At 43.8% G+C, this 16683-nt stretch carries 13 protein-coding genes and 1 other annotated feature; all 13 genes read left to right on the forward strand.

The window, feature by feature from the left end; all coding sequences use genetic code 11:
- Positions 1-170 precede the first annotated feature (170 nt).
- The 13 genes from nusG to tuf all read left to right on the forward strand — a co-directional run bounded on the left by nusG (position 171) and on the right by tuf (position 16360).
- A complete protein-coding gene (nusG, locus tag ACY8DX_RS00580; protein WP_049672561.1) occupies positions 171-704 on the forward strand; it encodes a transcription termination/antitermination protein NusG in 534 nt (177 codons plus the stop codon).
- Positions 705-881: 177 nt separating this feature from the next.
- A complete protein-coding gene (gene rplK, locus ACY8DX_RS00585) occupies positions 882-1307 on the forward strand; it encodes a 50S ribosomal protein L11 (RefSeq protein WP_049672560.1) in 426 nt (141 codons plus the stop codon).
- Between the two features lie 95 nt (positions 1308-1402).
- Positions 1403-2092, forward strand: a complete 690-nt coding sequence (gene rplA, locus ACY8DX_RS00590) for a 50S ribosomal protein L1 (RefSeq protein ID WP_049672559.1) — start codon at positions 1403-1405, stop codon at positions 2090-2092.
- Positions 2093-2154: 62 nt separating this feature from the next.
- Positions 2155-2300: a sequence feature (ribosomal protein L10 leader region), on the forward strand.
- A gap of 29 nt (positions 2301-2329) precedes the next feature.
- A complete protein-coding gene (gene rplJ, locus ACY8DX_RS00595) occupies positions 2330-2830 on the forward strand; it encodes a 50S ribosomal protein L10 (RefSeq protein WP_049672558.1) in 501 nt (166 codons plus the stop codon).
- 60 nt (positions 2831-2890) lie between these two features.
- Positions 2891-3253: a 50S ribosomal protein L7/L12 gene (rplL, locus tag ACY8DX_RS00600; RefSeq protein ID WP_049672557.1), complete on the forward strand. Its 363-nt coding sequence runs from the start codon at positions 2891-2893 to the stop codon at positions 3251-3253.
- 164 nt (positions 3254-3417) lie between these two features.
- A complete protein-coding gene (locus ACY8DX_RS00605; RefSeq protein ID WP_049672556.1) occupies positions 3418-4023 on the forward strand; it encodes a class I SAM-dependent methyltransferase in 606 nt (201 codons plus the stop codon).
- Between the two features lie 244 nt (positions 4024-4267).
- Positions 4268-7831 carry a DNA-directed RNA polymerase subunit beta gene (rpoB, locus tag ACY8DX_RS00610; RefSeq protein WP_049672555.1) on the forward strand — a complete coding sequence of 1188 codons (3564 nt, stop codon included), beginning with the start codon at positions 4268-4270 and terminating at the stop codon, positions 7829-7831.
- A 39-nt stretch (positions 7832-7870) separates the two neighbouring features.
- Positions 7871-11464, forward strand: coding sequence for a DNA-directed RNA polymerase subunit beta' (rpoC, locus tag ACY8DX_RS00615; protein WP_462406039.1), 3594 nt, complete (start codon positions 7871-7873; stop codon positions 11462-11464).
- A gap of 169 nt (positions 11465-11633) precedes the next feature.
- Positions 11634-11882, forward strand: a complete 249-nt coding sequence (locus ACY8DX_RS00620) for a 50S ribosomal protein L7ae-like protein (protein WP_049672553.1) — start codon at positions 11634-11636, stop codon at positions 11880-11882.
- 102 nt (positions 11883-11984) lie between these two features.
- On the forward strand, positions 11985-12407 hold the full coding sequence (rpsL, locus tag ACY8DX_RS00625) for a 30S ribosomal protein S12 (protein WP_049672552.1): 423 nt from the start codon (positions 11985-11987) through the stop codon (positions 12405-12407).
- A gap of 41 nt (positions 12408-12448) precedes the next feature.
- Positions 12449-12919 (forward strand): 30S ribosomal protein S7, encoded by a 471-nt coding sequence (gene rpsG, locus ACY8DX_RS00630; RefSeq protein WP_049672551.1) that lies wholly within the window; start codon positions 12449-12451, stop codon positions 12917-12919.
- A gap of 49 nt (positions 12920-12968) precedes the next feature.
- Entirely contained in the window at positions 12969-15047 is a 2079-nt protein-coding gene (gene fusA / locus ACY8DX_RS00635) for an elongation factor G (protein WP_049672550.1), read from the forward strand.
- Between the two features lie 125 nt (positions 15048-15172).
- Positions 15173-16360 (forward strand): elongation factor Tu, encoded by a 1188-nt coding sequence (gene tuf, locus ACY8DX_RS00640; protein ID WP_049672549.1) that lies wholly within the window; start codon positions 15173-15175, stop codon positions 16358-16360.
- Positions 16361-16683 lie beyond the last annotated feature (323 nt).

Below are 16683 nucleotides of genomic sequence, written 5' to 3' on the forward strand. Positions count from 1 at the left end.
CAAACGTTACTAAGAAGCCCGGAAACGGGTTTTTTAATTTGTCTAAAAAACGCCCTATGTTAAGCAGGAAACGACTGCTGTTGTCGAGAATGACAGATTGATGATTTACATGATAGGTATTTCCCTATATTACCGTATACAAGGAGGGAAGGACATTAAGTCCTAAAGAAATGGAGAAAAATTGGTATGTTGTTCATACGTATTCCGGTTACGAGAACAAAGTAAAAGCAAATTTAGAAAAACGCGTCGAATCGATGGGGATGCAAGATAAGATCTTCCGTGTCATCGTTCCTGAAGAGGAAGAGACCGATATCAAAAACGGCAAGAAAAAAGTCGTGAAGAAGAAAGTATTCCCTGGCTATGTTCTCGTTGAGATTGTTATGACGGATGATTCCTGGTATGTGGTCCGGAATACACCAGGTGTTACCGGGTTCGTAGGATCAACAGGTTCTGGCTCAAAGCCGATCCCGTTGATGCCAGATGAAGCAACAGTGATTCTTAAGCGCATGGGCATGGATGAGAAACGAATCGAAATCGACTTGTTTGTCGGAGATGCAGTTAAGGTGAAAGAAGGTCCGTTTGCGGAATTTGCAGGCACAATCGAAGAGCTTGATAAAGCGAAGGGCAAATTGAAGGTGCTTGTTAATATGTTTGGCAGGGATACCCCGGTAGAATTGGATTTCGACCAGGTAGAAAAATTATAATCCTGAAAAACTTGCCTTTCATATTAAAAAATGATAAGATTTCAAAGGTCAGTATGTCTCAATACGAGACCTGAACTAATGGTATATTCTTTATGGACGAATAAAGAATGATTGTATATTCGAGTGGGAGGGCAAAAGCCCATTTACCACATCACGGACGATAAGGAGGTGTGTCTCGTGGCTAAAAAAGTAATTAAAATCGTGAAATTGCAGATTCCTGCAGCAAAAGCTAATCCAGCTCCACCAGTTGGTCCTGCACTAGGTCAAGCCGGTGTTAACATCATGGGCTTCTGTAAAGAGTTCAACGCTCGTACAGCAGAACAAGCAGGTCTAATCATCCCTGTTGAAATCACAGTATTTGAAGACCGTTCTTTCACTTTTATTACGAAAACTCCTCCAGCAGCTGTTCTTCTTAAGAAAGCGGCAGGAATCGAGTCTGGTTCTGGTGAACCAAACCGTAATAAAGTTGCAACAGTTAAACGTGACAAAGTACGTGAAATCGCTGAATCAAAAATGCCTGACTTAAACGCAGCAAGCGTTGAAGCAGCTATGCGTATGGTAGAAGGTACTGCCCGCAGCATGGGTATTGTCATCGAAGACTAATTGTTGTATGGAGGTTGCGAATGTCGGTACACTCGCAACCTTTTTCGTGGGAGGTCAAATTCCGTTATAACCACAATATTAGGAGGATATTAATAATGGCTAAGAAAAGCAAAAAGTATGCTGAAGCACTTCAGCTTATCGATCGTACAAAAGCATATTCCGTAACAGAAGCAGTTGAACTAGCTAAGAAAACAAACTTCGCTAAATTCGACGCAACTGTAGAAGTAGCATTCCGTCTTGGGGTTGACCCTAAGAAAGCGGACCAACAAATCCGCGGTGCGGTTGTTCTTCCAAACGGTACTGGTAAAACTCAACGCGTATTAGTATTTGCAAAAGGTGAAAAGCTTAAAGAAGCTGAAGCTGCAGGTGCTGATTTCGCTGGAGATACTGACTACATCAACAAAATCCAACAAGGTTGGTTCGATTTTGATGTCATCGTTGCAACTCCTGACATGATGGGTGAAGTTGGTAAATTAGGCCGTGTCCTTGGACCAAAAGGTTTAATGCCAAACCCTAAAACAGGTACAGTTACATTCGATGTTACAAAAGCAATCAATGAAATCAAAGCTGGTAAAGTTGAATACCGTGTAGATAAAGCTGGTAACATTCACGTGCCAATCGGAAAAGTTTCTTTCGAAGACAGCAAGTTAGTTGAGAACTTCACAACTATTTTTGAAACACTTCAAAAAGCGAAGCCAGCTGCTGCTAAAGGCACATACATGAAAAACGTTGCCATCACTACTACTATGGGACCTGGCGTAAAAGTAGACCCATCTTCTTTCTAAGCTTAATAAAATATATTTGACAACCTGATTATTATTTTATATAATTTGTCAGGTGTTATAAATAAAACTTAACATTTATGCCATAGACAGCAGGTGCTGATAAAGCTTAATTTCCTGCCGAGGTATTCGATCATAATAGAACTATTTTGTTCGGACTATCATCGTACCTCCATGTCTAGTTTAGATATGGAGGTTTTTTACGGGTGTGAATGGTAACATTCTACAGGAGGTGTTAATATGAGCAGTGCGATTAACGCAAAGAAACAAATTGTTGACGAAATTGCTGGCAAACTGAAAGACAGTGTTTCCACAGTCGTTGTTGACTACCGTGGATTGAACGTTGCAGAAGTGACAGAACTTCGTAAACAACTACGTGAAGCAGGCATCGAGTTCAAAGTTTACAAAAACTCTATGACTCGCCGTGCGGCAGATCAAGTTGAACTTTCTGGCCTTAACGAAGCTCTTACTGGTCCAAATGCGATTGCATTCAGTAACGAGGACGTTGTAGCTCCGGCTAAAATCTTGAATGACTTCGCGAAAAAACACGAAGCTCTAGAAATCAAAGCAGGTGTTATCGAAGGTAACGTTGCATCTGTTGAAGAAATTAAAGCACTTGCGGATCTTCCATCCCGCGAAGGTTTGCTATCCATGTTGCTCAGCGTGCTTCAAGCTCCTATCCGCAACTTGGCGCTTGCTACAAAAGCAGTGGCAGATCAAAAAGAAGAACAAGGAGCTTAATCGCTTCTTGATGAGCAATACGTATATCATGATTTACTAAAATTAAGGAGGAACTTTATAATGACTAAAGAACAAATCATTGAAGCAGTCAAAAATATGACTGTTTTAGAACTTAACGATCTTGTAAAAGCAATTGAAGAAGAATTCGGCGTAACTGCAGCTGCTCCTGTAGCTATGGTTGGTGCTGCTGGCGGAGAAGCTGCAGCTGAAAAAACTGAATTTGATGTAATCCTAGCTTCTGCTGGCGATCAAAAAATCAAAGTTATCAAAGTGGTACGTGAAATCACAGGTCTTGGTCTTAAAGAAGCAAAAGAACTTGTTGACAACACTCCAAAAGCTCTTAAAGAAGGCGCTTCTAAAGAAGAAGCTGAAGAAATCAAAGCTAAACTTGAAGAAGTTGGCGCTGGCGTAGAAGTTAAGTAATTTAACATTTGCCATCAAAAAAAGCTCGCTGCGAATACAGCGGGCTTTTTTTAGCCTTTATGAGTATATAGATTGCTGTATACCGGCATACTATAATGATTTGAGTTTTGAATGAAGCAAAAAAGAGATTTTTAGAAAATGTGGTTGCTTAGGAGGAGCTATGTATGACAAATCATTATTACTCCCGTAATCCTGAGGTCGAAAGCAAGCCTGAACAATGGAGCTTTACGCTGAGAGGCAAGGAATTCCGCTTTAAAACAGATGCCGGAGTTTTTTCGAAACGAGAGGTTGACTTTGGTTCAAGATTGTTGATTGAAGCCTTTGAATGCAGTCTTGAAGAGGATCAGCCAATCATAGATATTGGCTGCGGTTATGGCCCGATAGGCTTATCGGTCGCAAGTCTATATCCAAACAAGACCATTCATATGGTAGATGTGAATGCGAGAGCCATCGATCTATCAAAGGAAAATGCACATACAAATGGAATTGCCAATGTGAAGGTTTATGAGAGTTCCGTATTTAGTGCAGTGAAGGAAGCGAGTTTTGCGGCGGTCATCTCAAACCCTCCAATTCGTGCTGGGAAGAAAATTGTGCATGAAATTTTGGAGGAAAGCAAACGATTTTTAGCTGATGGCGGCGAACTGTGGATTGTTATCCAGAAGAAGCAGGGAGCACCGAGTGCCATGGCGAAGATGGAAGAAGTATTTGGGAATGTAGAGGTCGTTTTGAAGAAAAAAGGCTACTATATTTTGAAATCTAAAAAAGTTTGACTTGACAATATGCCTATGTTAATATTATAAAATGCAAATATATAATTTGGGACACCCTGCACATTTTCAAGGATGAATAAATTTATGTGTATATGTTCTGGATAATATGGAAAAAATAAACCAATACTATGCGTTTTTGAGATTGTGGTTTTCAGTGTGAAACCCTTTTTCTTTTTTGTTCAACCGCCAATTCAAGGCGGAGTGATAAATTAATTATAAACGCTTTATATGAGGGGTGAATCAGTTGACAGGTCAACTTGTTCAGTATGGACGACATCGCCAACGCCGGAGCTATGCGCGCATTAGCGAAGTGCTCGAATTGCCGAATTTAATTGAAATTCAAACCTCTTCCTATCAATGGTTTCTTGATGAGGGCTTAAGAGAAATGTTCCAGGACATTTCCCCTATCGAGGATTTTACAGGAAATCTGTCTCTGGAATTTATCGATTACAGTCTCGGAGATCCGAAATACCCTGTGGAAGAATCTAAGGAGAGGGACGTAACCTACTCCGCCCCATTACGGGTTAAAGTAAGGCTTGTAAACAAAGAGACGGGTGAAGTTAAAGACCAAGATGTCTTTATGGGTGATTTCCCTCTCATGACAGAAACGGGAACGTTTATCATAAACGGTGCCGAACGCGTTATTGTATCGCAATTGGTGCGCTCCCCAAGTGTGTACTACAGCGGAAAAGTAGATAAAAACGGAAAGCAAGGTTTCACTGCAACCGTTATTCCGAACCGTGGCGCATGGCTGGAGTATGAAACAGATGCGAAGGATGTCGTATACGTCAGAATCGACCGTACAAGAAAGCTGCCGGTAACGGTTCTTTTGCGTGCCCTTGGATTCGGCTCTGATCAAGAAATCATCGATCTAGTCGGTGACAACGAATATATCCGTAATACGCTAGAGAAAGACAATACGGAAAGTACAGAAAAAGCTTTGCTTGAAATTTATGAGCGTCTTCGCCCAGGCGAGCCGCCTACGGTTGAAAATGCAAAGAGCTTGCTCGTTTCACGTTTCTTCGATCCGAAGAGATACGATCTTGCGAATGTTGGACGCTATAAAATCAACAAAAAGCTTCATATAAAAAATCGTTTATTCAACCAGCGTGTAGCTGAAACTTTGGTAGACCCAGAGACAGGCGAAATCCTTGTTGAAAAAGATGCTATTTTAGATCGCCGTACGCTTGATAAGATCATTCCTTACCTTGAAAACGGGATTGGCTTCAAAACGTACAACCCTGCTGGCGGAGTCGTAGAAGATGATGTTCTCATTCAGAACGTTAAGATTTATGCTCCGAACGATGCAGAAGGCGAAAAAGTCATTAATGTTATCGGCAATGCTTATGTCGAGAAGAAAGTGAAAAATATCACGCCTGCAGATATCGTTGCATCAATCAGTTACTTCTTTAACTTATTGCACGGTGTCGGCGATACGGATGATATCGACCACTTAGGTAACCGCCGTCTTCGTTCTGTCGGCGAACTTCTTCAGAACCAGTTCAGAATCGGTCTATCCCGTATGGAACGTGTTGTACGTGAGAGAATGTCTATTCAAGACACGAACACAATCACGCCGCAGCAGCTCATCAATATCCGTCCGGTGATCGCGTCCATTAAAGAGTTCTTCGGAAGCTCTCAATTGTCTCAATTCATGGACCAGACAAACCCGCTTGCTGAATTGACGCATAAGCGCCGTCTATCTGCCCTTGGACCTGGTGGTTTAACAAGGGAACGTGCCGGAATGGAAGTACGTGACGTTCACTACTCTCACTATGGCCGTATGTGTCCGATTGAAACACCAGAGGGTCCGAACATCGGGCTTATTAACTCCTTGTCCTCCTTCGCGAAGGTGAACCCGTATGGTTTCATTGAAACACCATACCGCCGTGTTGACCCTGCGACAGGAAGAGTAACCGATCAAATCGATTACTTGACTGCTGATGAGGAAGATTTATATGTAGTAGCACAAGCGAATGCTCCATTAACAGAAGATGGCGCGTTCAAAAACGAAGAAGTTGTTGCGCGTTTCCGCGGTGAGAACACGGCTGTTAAACGTGACCGCGTCGATTATATGGACGTATCGCCTAAACAGGTAGTATCTGCTGCGACAGCTTGTATCCCGTTCTTAGAAAACGATGACTCCAACCGTGCCCTAATGGGAGCGAACATGCAGCGTCAAGCTGTACCTCTCATCAGACCACAGGCTCCGCTTGTCGGAACAGGGATGGAATATGTATCTGGTAAAGACTCCGGAGCAGCTGTCATCTGTAAACATCCGGGTATTGTTGAACATGTTGAAGCAAGAGAAATCTGGGTAAGACGCATCAGCGAAGTGGATGGCCAAGAGGTAAAAGGTAATCTTGATAAATACCGTACCCTTAAATTCATCCGTTCTAACCAAGGTACTTGCTACAACCAACGCCCAATCGTTAAAGCTGGAGACCGCGTGGTCAAAGGCGAAATCCTTGCAGATGGTCCTTCCATGGAACTTGGCGAATTGGCACTCGGTCAAAACGTGCTTGTTGCCTTCATGACATGGGATGGTTACAACTATGAGGATGCCATCATTATGAGTGAGCGTCTTGTAAAAGACGATGTCTATACATCTATTCATATTGAAGAATATGAATCAGAAGCCCGTGATACGAAGCTTGGGCCTGAAGAAATCACGCGTGATATTCCAAACGTTGGGGAAGAAGCCCTTCGTAACCTGGATGAGCGCGGTATTATCCGCATCGGTGCGGAAGTAAAAGACGGAGACCTTCTTGTTGGTAAAGTAACGCCTAAAGGTGTAACTGAGCTGACAGCTGAAGAAAGATTGCTTCATGCAATCTTCGGTGAGAAGGCCCGTGAAGTTCGTGATACATCCCTTCGCGTGCCACATGGCGGCGGCGGAATTGTCCACGACGTAAAAGTCTTCACTCGTGAAGACGGCGATGAACTGCCGCCAGGCGTTAACCAATTGGTGCGCGTATACATCGTTCAAAAACGTAAAATCCATGAGGGAGATAAAATGGCCGGGCGTCACGGTAACAAAGGGGTAATTTCCCGTATATTGCCGGAAGAAGACATGCCATTCCTTCCAGATGGAACACCTGTCGATATCATGTTGAACCCATTAGGGGTACCATCACGTATGAATATCGGTCAGGTATTGGAGCTTCACCTCGGCATGGCTGCTAGAAAGCTTGGTATCCATGTAGCGACACCTGTATTTGATGGTGCGAGGGAAGAAGATGTTTGGGATACAATCGAAGAAGCCGGAATGGCTCGCGATGCTAAAACGATTCTTTACGATGGAAGAACAGGAGAACCATTCGACAACCGCGTTTCTGTTGGTATCATGTACATGATCAAATTGGCGCACATGGTTGACGATAAACTCCATGCCCGTTCAACTGGGCCATACTCACTTGTTACGCAGCAGCCGCTTGGCGGTAAAGCTCAATTCGGTGGACAGCGTTTCGGTGAGATGGAGGTTTGGGCGCTTGAAGCTTATGGTGCTGCATACACTCTTCAAGAGATTCTTACAGTTAAATCCGATGATGTTGTCGGCCGTGTGAAAACATACGAGGCGATTGTCAAAGGCGACAATGTTCCTGAGCCAGGAGTTCCTGAATCCTTCAAAGTATTAATCAAGGAACTTCAAAGCTTAGGTATGGATGTGAAGATTCTCTCTGGTGACGATCAAGAAATTGAAATGCGTGACCTTGAAGATGATGATGATATCCACCAAGCAGATACGCTGACCATTGATCCAGATGTGAAAAGCCCTGAATCAGAAACGGTTGGAACGATAGAGTAACCAGAGTGAGATTGGGATACAGAAAGGGAGGTAGGCCCCTTGTTGGATGTAAATAATTTTGAGTATATGAAAATAGGCCTTGCTTCACCGGATAAGATTCGCTCTTGGTCTTTCGGAGAAGTGAAAAAGCCAGAAACAATTAACTACCGTACACTAAAACCTGAGAAAGACGGGTTGTTCTGTGAACGCATTTTCGGTCCTACTAAGGACTGGGAATGCCATTGCGGTAAATATAAAAGAGTACGTTACAAAGGCGTCGTTTGTGATCGCTGTGGCGTAGAGGTTACTAGAGCGAAGGTGAGACGTGAGCGTATGGGCCATATCGAATTGGCCGCTCCTGTCTCCCACATCTGGTACTTTAAAGGTATTCCTAGCCGTATGGGTCTTGTCTTAGACATGTCCCCTCGTGCGCTAGAAGAGGTTATTTACTTCGCTTCTTATGTTGTAACAGAAGCAGGCGATACAGCCCTTGAGAAGAAACAACTTCTATCTGAGAAAGAATACCGCGCTTACCGCGATAAATACGGCAGTAAGTTCCAAGCTGGCATGGGTGCTGAATCCATTAAAAAGCTTCTTCAAGATGTAGACCTCAACAAAGAGGTTGATGCCTTGAAGGAAGAGCTTAAAACAGCTCAAGGACAACGCCGTACACGTGCGATTAAACGTCTTGAAGTATTGGAAGCATTCCGTAACTCCGGAAATGAGCCTTCTTGGATGATCCTTGATGTACTTCCGGTTATTCCGCCGGAACTTCGTCCAATGGTTCAGCTTGACGGCGGACGTTTCGCAACAAGTGACTTGAACGATCTTTATCGTCGTGTCATCAACCGTAACAACCGTTTGAAACGTCTTCTTGACTTAGGCGCTCCTAGCATCATCGTACAAAATGAAAAACGTATGCTGCAGGAAGCTGTCGATGCATTGATTGACAACGGACGCCGCGGCCGTCCTGTAACAGGACCGGGTAACCGTCCGCTTAAATCTCTTTCCCACATGCTTAAGGGGAAACAAGGCCGTTTCCGTCAAAACTTGCTTGGTAAACGTGTTGACTACTCCGGACGTTCCGTTATCGTCGTAGGTCCGAACCTTAAGATGTATCAATGCGGTCTGCCAAAAGAAATGGCTATCGAGCTATTCAAGCCTTTCGTTATGAAAGAGCTAGTTGAAAAAGGTCTAGCACACAACATCAAATCCGCTAAGAGAAAGATCGAAAGACATTCTCCGGATATTTGGGATGTGCTTGAAGAGGTTATTAAGGAGCATCCAGTTCTCTTGAACCGTGCCCCTACGCTTCACCGTTTGGGAATCCAAGCGTTTGAGCCGACATTGGTTGAAGGACGCGCAATCCGTTTGCATCCGCTCGTATGTACAGCCTACAACGCTGACTTTGACGGTGACCAAATGGCCGTGCACGTACCTTTATCAGCAGAAGCTCAAGCAGAAGCACGCCTTCTCATGCTTGCAGCTCAAAACATCCTTAACCCTAAGGATGGAAAACCGGTTGTTACACCATCTCAGGATATGGTACTTGGTAACTACTATCTAACGATGGAAAGACCAGGAGCAGTCGGCGAAGGGATGATCTTCAATGATACAAACGAAGCCATCCTTGCTTACCAAAATGGATATGTTCACTTGCATACACGTGTAGCTGTACATGCAAGTTCTTTAAATAACCAAACATTCACGGAAGAACAAAACAAACAATTATTGCTGACAACTGTCGGTAAATTGATTTTCAATGAAATTCTTCCTGAAACATTCCCATACATCAACGAACCTACACGTTCTAATCTGGAAGAAAAAACACCAGAGAAGTACTTTGTTGAAAAGGGTGCAAACGTGAAGGAAATCTTCGCTGAACGCGAAAGAATCCAGCCGTTCAAGAAGAAAATTCTCGGAAACATCATTGCGGAAGTGTTCAAGCGTTTCAAAATCACTGAGACGTCGAAAATGCTTGACCGCATGAAGGATCTAGGATTCAAATACTCTACTCGTGCCGGTATTACGGTAGGGGTTGCAGATATCGTCGTATTACCAGAGAAACAAGAAATTCTTGATAAAGCTCAAACGAAGGTTGACGGTGTCATGAAGCAATTCAGACGTGGTCTCATCACGGAAGAAGAGCGTTATGATCGTGTTATCTCCATTTGGAGTGAAGCGAAGGATGAAATCCAAAGCAAGCTGATGGCATCCTTGCACCACTTGAACCCAATCTTCATGATGAGTGACTCCGGTGCCCGTGGTAACGCATCTAACTTCACGCAGCTTGCTGGTATGCGTGGTTTGATGGCCAACCCGGCTGGTCGTATTATTGAGCTCCCAATCAAGTCAAGTTTCCGTGAAGGCTTAACCGTATTGGAATACTTCATCTCCACTCACGGTGCGCGTAAAGGACTTGCCGATACAGCGCTGAAAACAGCTGACTCCGGTTACTTAACAAGACGTTTGGTTGACGTTGCACAGGATGTTATCGTTCGCGAGGATGACTGTGGAACAGACCGCGGCTTGGTTGTTAAAGCATTGAAAGATGGCACTGAAGTCATCGAACGCCTTGAAGAGCGTCTTGTAGGACGTTATGCAAGGAAGAAATTGAAACATCCTGATACAGGCGAAGTTCTAATCAATGAGAATGAAATCTTCACAGAAGATCTTGCTCAGAAGATTGAAGAGCTTGGCATTGAAGAAGTGTGGATTCGTTCTGCCTTCACTTGTAACACTCGCCATGGCGTATGTAAGAAATGTTACGGCCGCAACTTGGCAACTGGTCAAGAGGTTGAAGTTGGGGAAGCTGTTGGTATCATCGCGGCTCAATCCATCGGTGAACCAGGTACACAGTTGACAATGCGTACATTCCATACGGGCGGGGTTGCCGGAGACGATATTACACAAGGTCTTCCACGTATTCAGGAGTTGTTCGAGGCGCGTAATCCTAAAGGTCAGGCTGTTATTTCTGAAATCGAAGGAACAGTTATCTCCATTAATGAGATTCGCGACAAACAACAAGAAATCACTATTCAAGGTGCAGTGGAAAGCCGTTCTTACACAGCGCCATACTCTGCTCGCTTGAAAGTGAATGTCAATGACATGGTTGTTCCAGGTCAAGAGCTTACAGAAGGGTCTATCGATCCGAAAGAGCTTCTCAAGGTAACAAATGTACGTTCCGTACAAGAGTACCTCTTGAAGGAAGTTCAAAAAGTATACCGTATGCAAGGGGTAGAAATTGGCGACAAACACGTAGAGGTTATGGTTCGTCAAATGCTTAAGAAAATCCGTGTCATCGACGCAGGTGAAACAGATGTCCTTCCAGGTACGCTGCTTGATATCCATCAATTCACGCAAGCAAACCGCGAAGCACTTCTTAAAGGCAAAAACCCGGCAACTGGACGCCCAGTCTTGCTCGGTATTACGAAGGCTTCTCTTGAAACGGATTCCTTCTTGTCTGCTGCATCCTTCCAAGAAACAACTCGTGTTCTTACAGATGCCGCAATCAAAGGAAAACGTGACGAGCTTCTCGGTCTTAAAGAGAACGTTATTATCGGTAAGCTGATCCCTGCTGGTACAGGTATGCAGCGCTATCGTAAAGCCGTTCCTGTATTGACAGAGAAAGAAGAAACGGTTACAGCTGAATAAGCCTTGTAACTGGAAAGTTTGCAGCCAGATTTTCGGATCTGGCTGCTTTCATTCCAGTCAACAATCAAAAAACGAAGTTTTTTTGATGCGGTTGTTGACATAGATGATTTGAAAGTGTTACTATAGCAAAGGTGCTCCTATTAACCTGTTACTTTGGAGGATATACAATATGTCTTATGAAAAAGTATCTCAGGCCCAAAACCTGATAATAGGGACGAAACAGACAGTGAAAGCTCTGCGCACAGGTAATGCAAAAGCAGTCGTGATTGCGCTTGATGCGGATTCACGCGTCACTTCCAAAGTCATTGATACTGCTAATGAGTACTCAGTGCCAGTCGAATATGTAGACTCAATGAGGTTGCTCGGAAAAGCATGCAAGATTGATGTTGGTGCAGCAGCTGTTGTCATTATGAAATAGAAAACTGTTTTTGCAGTTGATGCAAAAACTTTGTTTTTACCCTTTTATGAACCACCTGGATGTGTGGGACTAGGGGAACCAATTTTGAAGGGAGGAAACATCATGCCAACTATTAACCAATTGGTACGTAAGCCACGTAAATCTAAAGAAGAAAAATCAAAGTCTCCAGCTTTGAATAAAGGCTACAACAGCTTCAAAAAATCCCAAACTAACGTATCATCTCCACAAAAACGTGGGGTATGTACTCGTGTGGGTACTATGACTCCAAAGAAACCGAACTCCGCGCTTCGTAAATATGCGCGTGTACGTTTGACTAATGGAATCGAGGTTACTGCTTACATTCCTGGTATCGGCCACAACTTGCAAGAACACAGCGTTGTACTTATCCGCGGAGGACGTGTAAAAGACCTTCCGGGTGTACGTTACCATATCGTACGTGGTGCTCTTGATACTGCTGGCGTTAACAACCGTATGCAAGGTCGTTCTAAATACGGTACTAAAAAACCTAAAGCAGCAAAAAAATAATCAACAAAAAATAACCACTTCTTTGAAAGGAGGAACAAAATATGCCTCGTAAAGGACCTGTTTCAAAAAGAGATGTATTGCCTGATCCGATTTATAATTCCAAGCTTGTAACTAAATTGATCAACAAAATGATGATCGATGGAAAAAGAGGAACTTCCCAAAAAATCCTTTATGCTGCTTTCGATATCGTAAGCGAGCGTACTGGTAAAGAGCCAATGGAAGTTTTCGACCAAGCGCTTAAAAATATCATGCCAGTTCTAGAAGTTAGAGCACGCCGTGTTGGTGGTGCTAACTACCAAGTACCAGTTGAGGTTCGCCCTGACCGCCGTACTACACTAGGACTTCGCTGGTTAGTAAACTATGCTCGCCTTCGTGGTGAAAAAACGATGGAAGAGCGTTTAGCTAACGAAATCATGGACGCAGCTAACAACACTGGCGCATCTGTGAAAAAACGCGAAGATACACACAAAATGGCTGAAGCTAACAAAGCTTTCGCTCATTACCGTTGGTAATATTTAACCTACTAAAAATCTATAAATCAGAAGGAAGGAGAAAGACCCAATGGCTAGAGAGTTCTCCTTAGAAAATACTCGTAATATCGGTATCATGGCTCACATTGATGCCGGTAAAACGACTACTACTGAGCGTGTATTATATTACACTGGTCGTATCCACAAAATTGGTGAAACACATGAAGGTGCTTCCCAAATGGACTGGATGGAACAAGAGCAAGAACGCGGAATCACGATCACATCTGCTGCAACAACTGCGCAATGGAAAGGTCACCGCGTAAACATCATCGACACTCCAGGACACGTAGACTTCACAGTTGAAGTTGAGCGTTCCCTACGTGTACTTGATGGTGCAGTAGCTGTACTAGACGCGCAATCCGGTGTTGAGCCGCAAACTGAAACAGTTTGGCGTCAAGCTACTACTTACGGAGTACCACGTGTTGTTTTCGTAAACAAAATGGACAAAATCGGTGCTGATTTCTTATACTCCGTAAAAACATTGCATGAGCGTCTTCAAGCGAATGCACACCCAATTCAGCTTCCTATCGGTGCTGAAGATGACTTCGAAGCGATCATCGACCTTGTTGAAATGAACGCTGTGTTCTATGGTAATGACCTTGGAACAGACATCGAAGTTCGTGAAATTCCTGAAGAACATATGCCACTAGCTGAAGAATACCGTGAAAAGTTAATCGAAGCAGTAGCAGAAATTGATGAAGAATTAATGGAAAAATACCTTGGCGGTGAAGAAATCACTAAAGAGGAATTGAAAGCAGCTATCCGTAAAGGTACTGTTAACGTTGAATTCTACCCAGTTATCTGTGGATCTGCCTTCAAAAACAAAGGTGTTCAATTAATGCTAGATGCAGTTATCGACTACCTTCCATCTCCATTAGATGTACCTGCAATTAAAGGTACTCTACCGGATACTGATGAAGAAGTGGAACGTCATTCTGATGACAACGAGCCTTTCGCAGCGCTTGCGTTCAAAGTTATGACTGACCCTTATGTCGGTAAATTGACATTCTTCCGCGTATACTCTGGTACATTGAGCTCAGGTTCATATGTACAAAACTCTACGAAAGGTAAACGTGAACGTGTAGGACGTATCCTGCAAATGCACGCTAACTCTCGTCAAGAGATCAGCCAAGTATATGCTGGGGATATCGCGGCAGCTGTAGGTCTAAAAGACACTACAACTGGAGATACTCTATGTGAGGAAAAGAACCTAGTTATCTTAGAATCCATGGAATTCCCAGAGCCAGTTATCTCCCTTTCTATCGAGCCTAAATCTAAAGCAGACCAAGACAAAATGTCTACTGCTCTTCAAAAACTTCAAGAGGAAGATCCAACTTTCCGTGCTCACACTGACCAGGAAACTGGCCAAACGATCATCGAAGGTATGGGTGAGCTTCACTTAGATATCTTAGTAGACCGTATGCGTCGTGAGTTCAAAGTAGAAGCGAACGTAGGTGCTCCTCAAGTTGCTTACCGTGAGACATTCCGTACTTCTGCACAAGTAGAAGGTAAGTTTGCTCGTCAATCTGGTGGTCGTGGACAATACGGTCACGTTTGGATTGAATTCTCACCAAACGAAGAAGGAAAAGGCTTCGAATTCGAAAACGCAATCGTCGGTGGGGTTGTCCCTCGTGAATACATCCCAGCTGTACAAGCAGGTCTTGAAGACGCGCTTGACCGCGGTGTACTTGCAGGTTACCCATTAATCGACATCAAAGCGAAATTATTCGACGGATCTTACCATGACGTTGACTCCTCTGAGATGGCGTTTAAAGTTGCTGCATCCATGGCTCTTAAAAATGCAGCTTCTAAATGTAATCCGGTTATCCTTGAGCCAATGATGAGCGTTGAAGTTGTTATCCCTGAAGAGTACATGGGTGACATCATGGGTAACATCACAGCTCGTCGTGGACGTGTAGAAGGTATGGAAGCACGCGGTAACGCACAAGTTGTTCGCGCTATGGTACCTCTATCAGAAATGTTCGGTTACGCAACTACATTGCGTTCCAACACTCAAGGACGCGGCGTGTTCTCTATGACCTTCGACCACTACGAAGAAGTGCCTAAGAGCATCGCTGATGAAATCATCAAAAAAAATAAAGGTGAATAATTGATTTTCACGCTTTATTAAAGTATAACTACTTATGTAAGCCAAGATAGCGGCCATAAGCCTGCTGTCTTGGCACACATAGTATTAATAATCAATTTTCTTATATTAAAGGAGGAAATCCTAAAATGGCAAAAGCTAAATTTGATCGTTCTAAACCACACGTTAATATCGGAACTATCGGTCACGTTGACCACGGTAAAACAACTCTTACAGCTGCAATCACTTCTGTACTTGCTAAAAAAGGACAAGCAGAAGCACGTGCATATGACCAAATCGATGGTGCTCCAGAAGAAAGAGAACGTGGTATCACAATCTCTACTGCACACGTTGAGTACGAAACTGACAACCGTCACTACGCACACGTAGACTGCCCAGGACACGCTGACTATGTTAAAAACATGATCACTGGTGCAGCTCAAATGGACGGCGGTATCCTTGTTGTATCCGCTGCTGACGGCCCAATGCCACAAACTCGTGAGCACATCCTTCTTTCTCGTCAAGTAGGTGTACCTTACCTTGTTGTATTCATGAACAAATGTGACATGGTAGACGACGAAGAACTTCTTGAACTAGTAGAAATGGAAATCCGTGACCTTCTTTCTGAGTACGATTTCCCTGGCGATGACATCCCTGTTATCAAAGGTTCTGCTCTTAAAGCTCTTGAAGGTGAAGCTGAGTGGGAAGAAAAAATCGTTGAACTTATGAACGCTGTTGACGAATACATCCCAACTCCAACTCGTGACACTGACAAACCATTCATGATGCCAGTTGAGGACGTATTCTCTATCACTGGTCGTGGTACAGTTGCAACTGGCCGTGTAGAACGTGGTCAAGTTAAAGTTGGTGACGTTGTTGAAATCATCGGTCTTGCTGACGAACCAAAATCTACAACTGTAACAGGTGTAGAAATGTTCCGTAAGCTTCTTGATTACGCTGAAGCTGGTGACAACATTGGTGCCCTTCTTCGTGGTGTAGCACGTGAAGATATCCAACGTGGTCAAGTACTTGCTAAACCAGGTACTATCAACCCACACACTAAATTCAAAGCTGAAGTTTACGTATTGTCTAAAGAAGAAGGCGGACGTCACACTCCATTCTTCTCTAACTACCGTCCACAATTCTACTTCCGTACAACTGACGTAACTGGTGTTGTTAACCTTCCAGAAGGAACTGAAATGGTTATGCCTGGCGACAACATCGAAATGTCTGTTGAACTTATCGCTCCAGTTGCGATCGAAGAAGGAACTAAGTTCTCTATTCGTGAAGGCGGACGTACAGTAGGCGCTGGCGTAGTTTCTACAATCAGCGAATAATAATAGCCTATGCTATAAAAGCAGGCAGTCATAATGACTGCCTGCTTTTTTTAGTGTGCCCGGCATGGGTGTAAGCTTTAGGGTGAAAGTCCCGAGCCTCGAAGGCAGTAGTAGGGGTTAGCCAAAGACAAGGGTGTCCGTGGTGACGCGGAATCTGAAGGAAGTTGGAGGCAAATCTCCGCCCCAAGGAACACGAACTGCATACAAGGCTAGCTGTCATTGAGTGAGTTTGCTAAACAAAACAAAGCTCTTACTGCCGAAGGTGATAGAGAGTAAATGCAGTGGGGACATGGAGAGAAAGCGTGCGCCCTTACCCGGGGAGG

It is taken from the genome of Gracilibacillus sp. Marseille-QA3620, assembly GCF_054950035.1.

Coding starts and splice junctions, on each gene's coding strand:
- nusG (WP_049672561.1), top strand. CDS start 171: ATGGAGAAAAATTGGTATGTTGTTCATACGTATTCCGGTTACGAGAAC.
- rplA (WP_049672559.1), top strand. CDS start 1,403: ATGGCTAAGAAAAGCAAAAAGTATGCTGAAGCACTTCAGCTTATCGAT.
- rplJ (WP_049672558.1), top strand. CDS start 2,330: ATGAGCAGTGCGATTAACGCAAAGAAACAAATTGTTGACGAAATTGCT.
- rplL (WP_049672557.1), top strand. CDS start 2,891: ATGACTAAAGAACAAATCATTGAAGCAGTCAAAAATATGACTGTTTTA.
- ACY8DX_RS00605 (WP_049672556.1), top strand. CDS start 3,418: ATGACAAATCATTATTACTCCCGTAATCCTGAGGTCGAAAGCAAGCCT.
- ACY8DX_RS00620 (WP_049672553.1), top strand. CDS start 11,634: ATGTCTTATGAAAAAGTATCTCAGGCCCAAAACCTGATAATAGGGACG.
- rpsL (WP_049672552.1), top strand. CDS start 11,985: ATGCCAACTATTAACCAATTGGTACGTAAGCCACGTAAATCTAAAGAA.
- rpsG (WP_049672551.1), top strand. CDS start 12,449: ATGCCTCGTAAAGGACCTGTTTCAAAAAGAGATGTATTGCCTGATCCG.
- fusA (WP_049672550.1), top strand. CDS start 12,969: ATGGCTAGAGAGTTCTCCTTAGAAAATACTCGTAATATCGGTATCATG.
- tuf (WP_049672549.1), top strand. CDS start 15,173: ATGGCAAAAGCTAAATTTGATCGTTCTAAACCACACGTTAATATCGGA.